We start from the raw sequence: 12872 nt of genomic DNA on the forward strand, positions 1-12872 counted from the left end.
TTGCGCGATAGTGTTCAAGAATAACTATTTTTGAACACTATCGCGCTTTTTTATGCTAAAATAAACCGTTTATGTCTTCCAAAAACGCAATTACTACTTCATTATTTGATCTGTTTAAAGTGGGGCCAGGGCCGTCTAGTTCGCATACCATCGGGCCTATGAAAGCAGCGTACCTTTTTTTGCAACAACTGATACAACTCCCTGCTGAACAGGCACAACGCGGTAAAATGCTCCAAATCAACCTCTATGGCTCATTGAGTGCCACGGGCAAAGGCCACGGCACCGACCGCGCCATTGTGGGAGGCCTATTGGGCTGGCAACCTCATACCTGCGACCCCAAACAGTTGAGTGGACTCATGAAAAAGAAAGAGGATATTTACGAAATTCAGTTTCAGGGAATGAAGGTGCCTGTGTCGGAAAACAGTATTGTTTATCACAAAGGAAAAACGTCATTTCCTCACCCCAATACGATGATTCTGAGACTATTGGATGAAGTTGGGCAAACGGTTATTGAAGGAGAGTTTTATTCGGTAGGGGGAGGGTTTATCCAACAAAAAGGCTATGAACCCGAAGGTACAACGCATCGTTTGCCAGCGTATCCGTATTCAAGCATGGAGGAGTTGCAGGCGCATTTGCGTGAGGGAAATCTCACCCTGTCGCAGCTGATGATTGAAAATGAAAAGGCATTAACGGGCCTTTCTGAGAAAGAAATTGTTCGGAAAATCGATCAAATTCTGGATTTTATGCACAAAGCCGTTAAGCGTGGAGTACGGGCCAAGGGGATTTTGCCTGGTTCGATTCGTCTTCAGCGAAAAGCCCCGTTGCTTTATGAACGGGCTAAACAACACGCTTCGACCACCGATAGTTTTTTGATTTTTCTGAATTCCTATTGTTTGGCAGCCTCTGAAGAAAATGCAGCGGGTAGTATTGTCGTGACGGCGCCCACTTCGGGAGCATCTGGGGTTTTTCCGGGCCTTACCTACTTGATGAAGTATCACTTTCACTATTCACCCCAAAAAATGCGCGATGGAATGCTGGCGGCGGGAGCTATTGGGTTTTTGGTAAAACATAACGCTAGTATTTCAGGGGCTGAAATGGGTTGCATGGGCGAAATCGGAACGGCTTCGGCCATGGGCGCGGCCATGCTTACCTACGCCGCTGGCGGCACCATTGAGCACGTAGAAGCGGCGGCTGAAATTGGCATTGAGCACCACCTCGGCATGACCTGTGACCCCATCGGTGGATATGTGCAGATTCCGTGTATTGAGCGCAATGCCATGGGCGCGGCCAAAGCCTACAATGCGTACCTTTTGGCCATGACCATCGATCCTGGAATGCAAAAAATCTCCTTCGATAGCGTCATAAAAGTCATGAGAGCCACGGGTCGTGATATGTCTAAGAAATACAAAGAAACTTCAGAAGCGGGCTTGGCCTTGAGCGTGACCGAATGCTGACAGATGGATTCGTTTAGCGTTTATCACCATTGCTTACTTTAGGCTGAACGTTGAGTTGATAAATACCTTTCCATTGGGTAGAATGGTATCGTTTGCCGAGTTCGGGAAGACGTTTGAAGAGGCAGGGCATTAAATTCGCTTTGTCGATGACATAGGTAGGAGGGTCGGCGGTAAAATTGTCAAAAATACTGATGACACTTTCGTAGCTGTCCAAATTTTCAAAGTCATTGCGGGCCAATTCCCAATTAATATAGGCCGTAGCGGGATAATTGTCGCGGTATTCGCCTTCGTCTTCCCCAATGACAAGCACTTTCTGCTGACGAATAGGAGCGGGTAGAAGGGTACTTTTGATTTTCAGGTTGTCCAAACGCGCCGAACTGTTCAGTGTAATGGGGTGAGCTAAGAAAGAGGCTTGATAACGAAAAAATAAAGTAGTCAGAAACACAACCATAAAAAGAACCTCTGCCAACCAGCGCCGTTTCATTAGCATAAAGAAATTGACGGCAAAAAACGCCACAGGCGGGATGAAAATGATGAATTGCATGGGCGCAATGAACGGCATCAACCCGATAGAAAGTAAAGCGGTGATTACCCATAAACCCATTATTTGTTGGCATCGACCTTGATAATTGATAAAGCGAGGATACCCAATGGTTTGAAAGAATCCAAGTCCCCCTACCAAAAAAGCGCCTCCCATGGTGCCGATGACCCCCAAAAAATCCTGTAAATTATACCGTCGCGCCTCAAAGGCCGATGTGAGTAGGTTTTGACTTAAATCGTCAAGCGCACCGCGAAAAAAGAAGAAAAGGGCCGAAAGCGCAATCGGGAAAATATACCCAAATAGCGCCAACGTATGTTGCCTAAAATTTGCCCCTGTATAGAGAAGCATTGAGAAAAAAGCCCACAGTAAAAATAGGCCCATGGGCAAATAAAACAGCGTGGCTACGCTCAAATAAAAGCCCAATTCAAATACTTCATCGGTGACACCTTCGCGTTGCATTTGACGGATAAGCGTGCCAAAAGCCAATAAAATAAAGGTAGTAGCCATCAAAACGGGCGATAATATACTGCAATCAAACGAGACGTTGATAAATAGTAGGTATAACACCCCAGGAACGTAATTCCGCTCCGTGAAAAGCTGACGTTGATTGGAGATATAATTGAAGTAAATGGCCTGCAAGAGAATCAGAATATTGGCAATGCTGCGGTGGGCAGCTGGAGAGCGACCAAAAAGCTCGTCGATGCCCCAATAGGCCGCCGCCGAGAGAGGACTGAGATTGTCCCACACGTCGCGATAAAGCATGAATCCCTGCCCCATTTTTTCCCCTACCAGCATCCATTGGAGTTCAGAAACCAACAGGTCAGGGGCATTGATATAAAACGGGAATTGAAACATCACCAACACGATGATGAGGCTCAAAATCTGATAAGGAGCATTAACTCTGAAAAAACTTAGCATCGCAGTAGGCAGTTTACAGTCTACAGTAGGCAGTTTGCAGTCTACTATAATACACGCAATATCTAAGTGTATGTTTGCAGACTGCCTACTGTGAACTGCTTACTTTTTATTCCCATTCAATCGTAGCGGGAGGTTTTGACGAAATATCATACACCACGCGGTTAACACCTTTAACCCGGTTGATGATTTCGTTGGAAACATCTGCCAAAAAATCGTAGGGTAAGTGTGCCCAGTCGGCAGTCATCCCATCGACCGATGTCACGGCCCGCAGTGCCACTACGCGTTCATAGGTACGTTCGTCCCCCATCACTCCTACGCTTTGTATGGGGAGCAACATCGCGCCTGCCTGCCATACTTGATCGTATAGGCCACGGGTTTTGAGACCGTTGATGAAAATAGCGTCAACGTCCTGTAAAATGGCCACTTTTTCGGCCGTAATATCGCCCAAAATCCGAATAGCAAGCCCCGGACCAGGGAAAGGATGGCGTTTTAAAATAGCTTCTGGAAGCTCCAACGTACGGCCTACAGCCCGAACCTCATCTTTAAAAAGGGTATTGAGCGGCTCAACGATTTTCAACTTCATGTAATCGGGCAAACCGCCAACATTGTGGTGTGATTTGATGGTTGCCGACGGCCCTTTGACCGAAACCGACTCAATCACATCGGGATAAATTGTGCCTTGACCCAGCCATTTTACATCTTCAATCAAATGGGCTTCTTGGTCAAAAATATCAATGAAGGCTTTACCGATGGCCTTGCGCTTGGCTTCGGGGTCGGTGAGGCCTGCCAGTACGCCATAAAAATGCGCTTTAGCATCTACTCCTTTGATATTCAGTCCCATATCTAAGTAGGAGTGTAGTACGCTTTCGTATTCGTCTTTGCGCAACAGACCGTTGTCTACAAAAATACAGTACAGATTTTTTCCAATTGCATGGTGGACCAACGACGCTGCTACGGTCGAGTCAACGCCGCCCGAAAGGGCCATCACTACTTTGTCATTACCCAATCGGGCTTTGAGGTCAGCGATGGTACTTTCTACAAACGAGGCCGCCGTCCAATCTTGCGCGCAGCCGCAGATGTCTACGACAAAGTTTTTGAGGATATTTTTTCCTTCTACGGAGTGCGTCACTTCGGGGTGGAACTGAATTCCGTAGGTTTGCTCGCCCTCGATATGAAAAGCCGCCACCTTTACAGAATCGGTTTCGCCGATGATTTTGAAGGATTCGGGAACAGAAACGATAGTATCACCATGCGACATCCACACTTGGGTAATCGGGGAGACCGTATCCAAAAGTGCTGAATGTGAATGGTGCGTGAGCATGGCCCGGCCATACTCGCGGTGTTTGGAGGCTTTGACTTCGCCGCCCAGCGTGTGGGCGAGCAGTTGCGCTCCGTAGCACACCCCCAATAAAGGTACTTTGCCCCTGAATAAGCCCATATCTACCCGTGGTGAGCCTTCGTCTCGCACAGAATAGGGGCTTCCCGAAAGGATAACTCCCTTAATATCAGGCGTAATTTCGGGGATTTTATTGAAGGGATGGATTTCGCAGTAAATGTTCAGTTCGCGGACGCGTCGAGCGATGAGTTGGGTAAATTGCGAACCGAAATCAAGAATCAGAATTTGTTCGGACATAGACGTGTTTCTAAGGTGCAAAGGTAAAAAAAAGGATGTACAATGCCTTATAGGTTGATATTTCTTTGTATTTTCGCTAAAAATAGACCCGTTATGGTGCCTGCAATCTCATCTTCTTTTACCGCTGAGGAATACCTTGCCTTCGAACGGGCAAGTCAGCATCGGCATGAATTTATTTACAATACCCTCATTGAAATGGCCGGAGCTACGTTAGAGCATAATCGAATTGTTAAAAATCTATTTTTATTGGTTGGAAATTATTTGCGCTCATCCAAATCTGAAGTCTTAGGCAGTGATATGCGCGTTTTTAATCCTCAGAACGGCAGCTATTTTTACCCAGATATAGTGATAAGCGACGGCGAAGCAAAAACAATAGAAAATGATAATCTGATCAATCCGATTTTGGTAATCGAAGTGGCTTCGCCTTCCACGGCGGTGTTTGACAAAACCGATAAATTCATTGCGTATCGAAGCATTGAAACGCTTAAAGAGTATGTGCTGATCTCCACCGAACTGCCTCAAATGGAGGTGTTTCGCAAAAATGACAAAGGAGAATGGAGCGTAGAAACCGTGCATGGATTAGACAAAACGGCACAATTTCAGTCAGTTGATATATCAGTTTTACTGAAAGATGTTTTTGAAAAAGTTTTTTAAACTCAGCCCCTGCCAGGCACATTGAATTGCTCCACCAGCCAATCGCGCTTTTGCTTTGTAACGGGTACCTGCGCCCCGTCAGACATCAACAGATAGCCACCTTCCTGTTTTACAATTTTTCGTAAAAAATGCGGATTGATGAGGTGCGAATGATGCACCCGTACAAACCCGTTGGGCTCCAATGCCTGTTCTATTTCTTTAAGCGTGCGGCAAATAACCAATTTTCGACCGTCGGTTAGGTGAAAATGCGTGTAACTCGTATCGGCCATGCAGCGGACAATCTGACTTATTTCGATAATTTCGTGGCCTTCGTTGGTCGGAAGCGCCATGCGCTGCGGTGGTGTTTTGGGAGCCAGATGTTCGTGTAAGGTCTGTATTTGAGGAAGTTGTAATTGCTTGATTTTCTTCTGTTGCCAACTCACAAGTGCGTCTTTCAGTTCGCTTTCTTCGATGGGTTTGAGCAGGTAATTCAACGCACTCACGCGAAATGCCCGTAGAGCGTATTGGTCATACGCCGTGGTGAAAATAACGTCAAAATGAAATTCATCAAATTGTTGTAGCAAGTCAAAACCATTGAGGCGTGGCATTTCAATGTCAAGAAACAAAATGTCAAAGGCCGTAACGCGTATAAATTCCACCGCCGCCTCTGGTTGATTGAACTTAGCCAAAATCTGCACGCCCATGTTGAGGCGTTTGAGCTTCATTTCCAGTACTTCCGTAGCGGGTTTTTCGTCATCAATCAAAATGGCGCGTATCATTACTTAGGTTTCGTTAGTAGGTTCATCCGATAAATTATATACAATCTTTACCAACGTTCCGGTTTCTTTTTCGCGCTTTAAATCGTTGATTTCGATGGAAAGTTGGTTGGGGTAATTTCGGTTAAAAAGCGCGATGCGCTGCTGCGTAATGTCCATTCCGTACGATTTTCGTTTCACCGACGAGCGACTCCGCAACTCCGCTGCTTTTTTTCGGCCAATTCCGTTGTCTTCAATTTCAAACTCAATACGGTGAGCGTCGGCTAGTCGGACACCTATACGGAGATTTTTAGGGAGTTTATCAGAAGGCATCAGGCCGTGCCAAATGGCATTCTCCACAAACGGCTGTAATAACAACGGTGGAATGATAAGACGTTGGGTATCTACGCTGTCGGCTACCTCAATGGAATACGTAAAGCCCTCGCCCAAGCGCGTGGCTTCAATGTCGAGATAATACCGTAGTGCGGTTAGCTCTTCTTCAAGCAGAATCGATTCTTCGCGCGAATGGTTGAGAATCATCCGCAGTAGTTTTGAAAATTTGGCCAAGTAGCCAGTCGCTTTATGTTCGTCGTTGGATAAAATCAAGTATTCCAGCGAATTGAGGCTGTTGAACAAAAAATGCGGATTCATCTGACTGCGTAGGGCCAGCATTTCGGTTTCGGCCATGCGCTTCTCGTAAAAGGACTTGTTTTGAAGTTCTTCATAATAAGCCAGTTGGCTCTCGGTTTTTTCTTTTTCCAACAAACGGTATCGGTGAGCCAGAGCCAACGAAAGTACGATGATTTCGGCCACCACGGCAAATGAGAGCGTCAATAAATCATCCATATTGGCGGGAAGTTTGATGCCTTTCAGAATCACTTCTCCCGCCCGAAGCCACGCTAATATCCCAAATAACCCAAGCATAGAGTTGGCCCAAATCACGTACGGAACCATCGGTGAACGCACACTTCGACTCATCCAAATGAGCGTAAATACATAAATCGGCAAGGCGATAAATCGCCCGCCCCAAAACGAAAATTGCTGGAAGCCGCCGTCGTTGGTCAATAGCATAACCGTGATATAGACAAACCCATACCCCGCCAGCAAGAGCGCCAACCGGCGAAACCACCGCTGCATGAGCGGATGGGTTTTGGTGAGGTTGAGCAGTTCGGTCATGAACAACAAATACGCCCCGATGCCCCACCAAAGCAGTGATTCCATCAGATGGTTTTTGAGCAGTGGCCATTCGCCAAGGCTTTGTCCAATAGGCGTATACGCGCGGGTTTTGAGCAGTGAAAACAAAAATCCGCACAGGATATAGGCCCAATAATAGGCGTAAATTCGTTGGCAATATTTGAGATACAACAATCCTACAAACAACACGGCAAGCGCTAATGCCCCCTGAATCCAGCTTCGATATTGAAATTCGGGCCTGTTTTGGCGGTACTCGCGCAGGGTCTTTTTTAGGTAAAAGGATTCTTTTTCGAGCTGTAAGCGAAACGAAGGCTTCGGAGATTGGGCACCCGTCCAAAAAGGCAAAATACCCGCATAGTTGGAAAGTTGGGCCAGTAGGTCAAAGGTCGCGCCTTTGGGGAAAATCAAGGGAATGTAGCGGTCATCTTCGGGGAGCGCCCATTTGGAAGATGGCGTCATGTAGCCACTCCTAAGCGTACTTATTTGGCCGTTGTAGGCTACGTGAAAAACAACGATTTGGTTGGCAGAATGTACATTGATGTAAATGGTTTGCGCAGTGTCGGTATCGTTATGTACCCGAAAATGCAGCCAATGGATTTGGTCGGCGTAGGTGGGGGATTGAGGAGTCAGTCGTTGCCAATTGGAAAACTGATTGGTAAAAAAAAGCGATGGAATCTGTCGTTTTTCCCGGAGGGGTGTAGTAGTAAATGTGGCCTTTTCAAAAAGCATTCGATGCTCTTTGAATTCACTCAAACGTAGGGTGTCGGGCTGGGCTTTGGCGTGAAACGCAATCAAAATGCCAACCAGAAATAAAAGGCGGCCAACCATCAGCAGGCGGTGTTTTAGTTTTTTCAAAGAAAATAAATTTTTCGGCAATTCTGGCGCTTCATCTGACTGGTTGGGCATTTGAGTACATCAAAAATGAATCTGACTTTATAGGCTTGCTTTTACGGTTTCGGTGGCGGGTTATTGATTCAAAACCCCGCTTCATTGACCCAAATCCTTTATGGGTGAAATGAGGCACCCGTGTTTTGGTTAAAAGTGGCAAATTTGGTTGCTTAAATTAAGTCATTTTTACTTATTCAACGGTTAAAATAAAGATGATTACAAAGGTATTCCACCACTTCTATTTCAAGCGTATTTGCTTCACCATCATGGTTGCGATTTTTTTTGACGCTTTTGTTTTTGCCCAAATACGGGTTGAAAACCCCAAGCGGACCACCGAACGCAGCGTAGAAGGCCGCGTCAATAGCCGCATTGACCAAGGTATCAACAAAGGATTGGATAAGGTGGAGGAGGGAATTGGCAATATTTTTAAAAAGAAAGATAAGAAACAAAAATCAGAATCTGGAAATGAGGAGCGGGACAACAGCGAAAACCAGCAGGAGGCCGCTGAGGGAAATCAAACTTCAACAAACAGCTCAAAATCGAATACGCCAATCTCAAAGACAACCGAACCCAAAAGCCTTAAAGCTTATTCTAAATTTGATTTTGTAGCGGGCGAAAAAGTAGTCGCCATCGAAGATTTTAGTCAGGATGCAGTGGGTGATTTTCCCGCCAAGTGGAACACCAACGCCAGCGGAGAAGTGGTGACGCTGGACGGTCAAAGCGCCAAATTTTTACAATTTGCCAATAATGGCCTTTTCTACCCTGAATTTGTCAAAGAGCTTCCCGAAAACTTCACAATGGAGTTTGATATGGTGGTATCAGAAGATATGAGCACCCAGATGACGGGTCTGAAAGTGGTTTTCCCCGAAATAAAAGAACGCAAGTTGACCTTCGACCAAGATTTTGGTACCGTACCTCAGGCGGGCGTTGATATTCACCCTACATCAAGTCAAGAAGGAGGTAGCACCAGCGTATGGGTGTTTGACAAAACCAACGAGAAAATTTTAGAGAATACCAATCCACTTGCGTGGAAAGCCAATGACATCAACCGAGTTTCTATTTGGAAGCAAAAGACACGCTTGCGGATTTACGTCAATGAAAACAAGATTTGGGATATTCCAAAAGCGTTTGATAATACGCTCAAATACTCAATGCTTTTTGCTACCCATATTTTTGAAGGTACGGCCTACTTAGCCAACCTCCGCGTGGCCGTCGGTGCGCCCGACACCCGCTCCAAGCTCATCACCGAAGGCAAATTCAGTACCACCGGTATTTTGTTTGATGTCAATTCTGATAAAATCAAACCCGAATCGTACGGCGTTTTGAAGGAACTGGGCACCGTATTGAAAGAAAACGCGACGGTAAAAGTGCGCATCATCGGTCATACCGATTCCGACGGCGATGATGCCAAGAACCTTGATTTGTCGAAACGTCGCGCGGCCTCCGTTAAAAATGCGCTTCAATCGGAATTTGGTGTTGAAGCTACCCGCATGGAAACCGACGGCAAAGGCGAAACCCAGCCCGTAGCTCCCAATACTACTTCCGAAGGGAAAGCCAACAACCGTCGGGTTGAATTTTTGAAATTATAACCTGTTGAATTGCAAATGAATAACTTTCTCAAATTCATTCAGGTTCGTTGGGGGATGCTACTCATACTGGGTATGTGTTGGCAAAACATATTCGCTCAAAGTGTGGTCATCAGTCCTACGAAAAGTACTTTTTCTCAAAACAGCAATTCTGATTCAGTGGTCATTCAAGGAAAAAGCTCAGTGCCTTTGACGTTAAAAACGGATCAGAATTTCATCATGTTACCACTTCACACCCAAAACAGCACCTTTGTTGGAGGGCTGGTAGGTCAAGATAAATTGCTGCGAATTTGGGGATACGATGGGCTGGAATTTCAGCTCGATGATATTTCGGCGGCTCACTTTGAATTTGGGCGCTTTTTTGTGGGGGAATATGGTACCGCCAAAGCTGCTTTGGATGTAGAGGGGACTAATGGTGTGGGGACGATACGTTCGAGAGAGCTTGATTTTGAGCAAGTTGCTGATAACGAACGACGACCTGTATTTGCCGATAAAGACGGTATTTTGCGGGTTTCAACTACATCAAACTACTACCAAAGTTATAATTTCAGCAGCGTACAGGCGCAAGATTGGGACGACCAGCTTCGCAAAGGCAGCGGGTACGCGTGGTTTAATACCACAACCTCCCCGAAAACCATGTATTTGCCATTAAACCTGCCCGACGGGGTGGTGATTACCAACGTAAGGATGTATGTGTGGGACAATTCGGCTTCTCATATCTCTTTTGTATTGAACAAAAATACGCACACCACCAACGCCTTTACGTCCGTCGCCTCGGCGAAGAGCAATTTTAATATCGCTTCAATTGGCAGTATCTCAGCTTCCATTAATGAAACGGTTGATAATCAGACTAATTCATATTACCTAAATATCTCATCGGATGGCAACTGGACGGGCGATACCCTCAAGTTTCACAGCCTCGTCATTACATATCAGCACCGATAGCACGCTCCTATCCCCATGAAAAAACTCGTTATTTTCTTCTGTTTATTGGCGGCATGGCAAGCCAATGCCCAAGTAACCATAGCCTATTGTAAATTTGGTGGTGGCTGTAAATTGTATCAAACGAATTATTCTTACGCACAAGTAGATGGTATGCTCGCCTACCTTGGCGCGTTTGAAAAAAGTAAAGGCATTTTGGTATTTTTCAAAAACAAACAAAATCAAGATATTCATTATCCCGACAATAAACGTAGCCCCCGCCAGCTTCATGAGTATTTTGGAGGAAAGGGTGAACCCAATATTGCCAAGGGAGCAATCGCTCCATTTCAGGAGACTATTCAGCCTGAGAGCGGCAATTGGGAAGCCCTTACCGAAGCTCCCACTACCCAAAATTGCCCTGCCCAATTAGAGTCCAGCCTCAAAAGTGCAGCAGGTTTGAGAAGTGGAAATAAAAACTTTAAAAAGCCGTTCTCCCCTGACGAACTATTTCCCAACACCCCGTGGCTTACAACCGGACCCAATAAATATCGAGCCATCATACTTCCCGAAACCCAACCGGCCTTTAAAACTATCTACGAATTTGAGGTGGTGTCGCCAAAACTTATCAAGGGTACGTCTTTAACAGTAGTGCAAATGTCGACCCAAGGGGCGGCTTGCTCGATGAAAACTAATTTTACCTTCAAACACAAAAACTAAAAACCGTTATGAAAAAACTCCTTGTTTTCGCCTGTTTATTGGCCGCGTTGTCGTGCAGGAAAAACGCCTTAGAACCAAGTCAAGCCAACTGCGAAAAAGCCGCAGCCGAGTACGAAAAAGTAATCACGGATTGGTCAAATGACCCCACCAACAAAACGAAATGCGAAGCTGTCAAAAAATCGCTGACCAATATCATTAACTCGTGCAGTGTCTATACGGCTGCTCAACGGAAAGTGTACGAAGATCAGCTCAAAGACTACACTTGCGATTAATGGCTTATTGATGCTTTTTTACAATACCTGTTAAATCTAAAAAAATGAAATTCTGCATAATTATCAGCTTGTTGCTGGCTTTTTCTGCCAATAATCATGCCCAAAACTGCCTGATTACCTACCAAGATAAATATGACCAACTGCTGCCGATCGAAGCGATAAAAAAGCATTTTTCGGGCGATATGAGTAAGGCAAAAAAGGAATACAGGGTCAATAAAAACCCTAAATATCGCAACCACGATACGTATTCGTACAATTGGCCAAGCGACCGCACTCGGGAGATGGAGATGCTCGGTCGTAAAATGACCGTGCCCGTCAGCAATCGCATCGGACTGACGTGGGTGGGCGATGATATGTTTAAGATGTCGAAAAACAAATCTGACCTCGAAAACTTTCGTTTTTTTTACCGAAATCTGACCCAAAAAGAATTGGACGAGGCATTTGGCCAAGCGGAAAAACAGGTACAGAAAAAAACAAATGCTACCAAAGAGCAAAAAGAAGCCGCTGTGGGCATGGCCAAAGACATGGCCGCCACCACCAAGTTTGAAAACGTAGCGGGCGTGGGTGAAGCTGCCGTTTGGAAATTGGGCGACAATGAGCTGATTGTACTTTTCAAAGGCTACACGTTTCAGGTCATTGCTGATGTGAGCAAGGACAAAGCTACCAACCTTGAACTAGCCAGAAAATTGGCCGCCGAAGTATTGGTAAAATGCAAGTGATTTTCCTTAAAACGTTATCCAAAACCCATACATAATGAAAACGAATCTCAAATTTATTTTTCTGTTATTGGCGATTGTATCCCTATTTAGTGCTTGTAAATCAGTCTCTTCAAGTGAAGAAGAGCCGACTCCGTCGGGGACAAATTCCTTTGCTGCTACCGTCGACGGAAAAAGTTGGAATGCGACAAAAACGAGTGGAGGCGTGGCTGTGGTTGGAGGATTGCTCACCATTGTAGGAAAAGTAGATGATGCAAACGAAATTTCCATTCAGATGATTGGAAGAGATATTCAAACGGGAGTCGATTATCAGTTTGAGATTCCCGCCAATGAAACTAATAAAAATGCCAATTTGATTTATAAACGGCAGAATAGCCCGCTGTTAGCCAAAGGTGGAAAAATACGTTTTACGACCTTTACAAATAAGAAAATTGAAGGACAATTTGAGGCTCAAGTAAGCGATTTTATTAACGCAACCGCAGAGATACAGTCGGGGGCATTTACCATTAATTTGTAACCTGAAAACGTGAAAAAGCATTCGTACTGCTGAGAAGGATTACTTTTTTTCTTGTTTCTGAACATTTGAAGTATGTATTTATCATGCTTTATGTGTCCTATCTCTGTAAAACCTGTTAATTTTGGGG

At 45.3% G+C, this 12872-nt stretch carries 12 protein-coding genes; 8 read left to right on the forward strand and 4 right to left on the reverse strand.

The window, feature by feature from the left end; genetic code table 11:
• The first annotated feature begins 71 nt into the window (after positions 1–71).
• On the forward strand, positions 72–1454 hold the full coding sequence (locus tag DR864_RS22605; RefSeq protein ID WP_114069096.1) for an L-serine ammonia-lyase: 1383 nt from the start codon (positions 72–74) through the stop codon (positions 1452–1454).
• A gap of 13 nt (positions 1455–1467) precedes the next feature.
• On the opposite strand, the gene DR864_RS22610 is transcribed toward DR864_RS22605, so the two are convergent.
• Both DR864_RS22610 and guaA read right to left on the reverse strand, forming a co-directional pair.
• The gene (locus DR864_RS22610; protein WP_114069097.1) at positions 1468–2913 is read right to left on the reverse strand and encodes a hypothetical protein; all 1446 of its coding nucleotides are present in this window, start codon (positions 2911–2913) and stop codon (positions 1468–1470) included.
• A 106-nt stretch (positions 2914–3019) separates the two neighbouring features.
• Entirely contained in the window at positions 3020–4546 is a 1527-nt protein-coding gene (gene guaA, locus DR864_RS22615) for a glutamine-hydrolyzing GMP synthase (RefSeq protein ID WP_114069098.1), read from the reverse strand.
• A gap of 93 nt (positions 4547–4639) precedes the next feature.
• Here guaA and DR864_RS22620 point away from each other — a divergent pair, with 93 nt between their 5' ends.
• On the forward strand, positions 4640–5200 hold the full coding sequence (locus DR864_RS22620) for a Uma2 family endonuclease (protein ID WP_162794051.1): 561 nt from the start codon (positions 4640–4642) through the stop codon (positions 5198–5200).
• 2 nt (positions 5201–5202) lie between these two features.
• Here the strand turns inward: DR864_RS22620 and DR864_RS22625 are convergent, their stop codons facing one another.
• Both DR864_RS22625 and DR864_RS22630 read right to left on the reverse strand, forming a co-directional pair.
• Complete coding sequence (locus tag DR864_RS22625; protein WP_114069100.1) at positions 5203–5958, reverse strand: LytR/AlgR family response regulator transcription factor; 756 nt, start codon at positions 5956–5958, stop codon at positions 5203–5205.
• Between the two features lie 3 nt (positions 5959–5961).
• Positions 5962–7983 (reverse strand): histidine kinase, encoded by a 2022-nt coding sequence (locus DR864_RS22630; RefSeq protein WP_162794053.1) that lies wholly within the window; start codon positions 7981–7983, stop codon positions 5962–5964.
• 245 nt (positions 7984–8228) lie between these two features.
• Between DR864_RS22630 and DR864_RS22635 the strand changes: the two genes are divergently transcribed.
• The 6 genes from DR864_RS22635 to DR864_RS22660 are packed head-to-tail and all read left to right on the forward strand — an operon-like array spanning position 8229 to position 12745.
• Complete coding sequence (locus tag DR864_RS22635) at positions 8229–9605, forward strand: OmpA family protein (RefSeq protein ID WP_114069102.1); 1377 nt, start codon at positions 8229–8231, stop codon at positions 9603–9605.
• 15 nt (positions 9606–9620) lie between these two features.
• Positions 9621–10547 carry a hypothetical protein gene (locus DR864_RS22640; RefSeq protein WP_114069103.1) on the forward strand — a complete coding sequence of 309 codons (927 nt, stop codon included), beginning with the start codon at positions 9621–9623 and terminating at the stop codon, positions 10545–10547.
• 15 nt (positions 10548–10562) lie between these two features.
• Positions 10563–11240, forward strand: a complete 678-nt coding sequence (locus DR864_RS22645) for a hypothetical protein (protein WP_114069104.1) — start codon at positions 10563–10565, stop codon at positions 11238–11240.
• Positions 11241–11248: 8 nt separating this feature from the next.
• A complete protein-coding gene (locus DR864_RS22650) occupies positions 11249–11512 on the forward strand; it encodes a hypothetical protein (protein ID WP_114069105.1) in 264 nt (87 codons plus the stop codon).
• 44 nt (positions 11513–11556) lie between these two features.
• Entirely contained in the window at positions 11557–12231 is a 675-nt protein-coding gene (locus DR864_RS22655) for a hypothetical protein (RefSeq protein WP_114069106.1), read from the forward strand.
• A 34-nt stretch (positions 12232–12265) separates the two neighbouring features.
• Positions 12266–12745 carry a hypothetical protein gene (locus tag DR864_RS22660; RefSeq protein WP_114069107.1) on the forward strand — a complete coding sequence of 160 codons (480 nt, stop codon included), beginning with the start codon at positions 12266–12268 and terminating at the stop codon, positions 12743–12745.
• Positions 12746–12872: the final 127 nt, after the last annotated feature.

This window comes from Runella rosea, assembly GCF_003325355.1.
In the GTDB taxonomy this organism is placed as follows: Bacteria; Bacteroidota; Bacteroidia; order Cytophagales; family Spirosomataceae; genus Runella; species Runella rosea.

What these genes read in the sequence shown, in the direction of transcription:
- DR864_RS22625 (WP_114069100.1), bottom strand. Translation starts at nt 5,958, where the DNA reads ATGATACGCGCCATTTTGATTGATGACGAAAAACCCGCTACGGAAGTA.
- DR864_RS22610 (WP_114069097.1), bottom strand. Translation starts at nt 2,913, where the DNA reads ATGCTAAGTTTTTTCAGAGTTAATGCTCCTTATCAGATTTTGAGCCTC.
- DR864_RS22635 (WP_114069102.1), top strand. Translation starts at nt 8,229, where the DNA reads ATGATTACAAAGGTATTCCACCACTTCTATTTCAAGCGTATTTGCTTC.
- DR864_RS22650 (WP_114069105.1), top strand. Translation starts at nt 11,249, where the DNA reads ATGAAAAAACTCCTTGTTTTCGCCTGTTTATTGGCCGCGTTGTCGTGC.
- DR864_RS22660 (WP_114069107.1), top strand. Translation starts at nt 12,266, where the DNA reads ATGAAAACGAATCTCAAATTTATTTTTCTGTTATTGGCGATTGTATCC.
- DR864_RS22645 (WP_114069104.1), top strand. Translation starts at nt 10,563, where the DNA reads ATGAAAAAACTCGTTATTTTCTTCTGTTTATTGGCGGCATGGCAAGCC.
- DR864_RS22655 (WP_114069106.1), top strand. Translation starts at nt 11,557, where the DNA reads ATGAAATTCTGCATAATTATCAGCTTGTTGCTGGCTTTTTCTGCCAAT.
- DR864_RS22640 (WP_114069103.1), top strand. Translation starts at nt 9,621, where the DNA reads ATGAATAACTTTCTCAAATTCATTCAGGTTCGTTGGGGGATGCTACTC.
- guaA (WP_114069098.1), bottom strand. Translation starts at nt 4,546, where the DNA reads ATGTCCGAACAAATTCTGATTCTTGATTTCGGTTCGCAATTTACCCAA.
- DR864_RS22605 (WP_114069096.1), top strand. Translation starts at nt 72, where the DNA reads ATGTCTTCCAAAAACGCAATTACTACTTCATTATTTGATCTGTTTAAA.
- DR864_RS22620 (WP_162794051.1), top strand. Translation starts at nt 4,640, where the DNA reads ATGGTGCCTGCAATCTCATCTTCTTTTACCGCTGAGGAATACCTTGCC.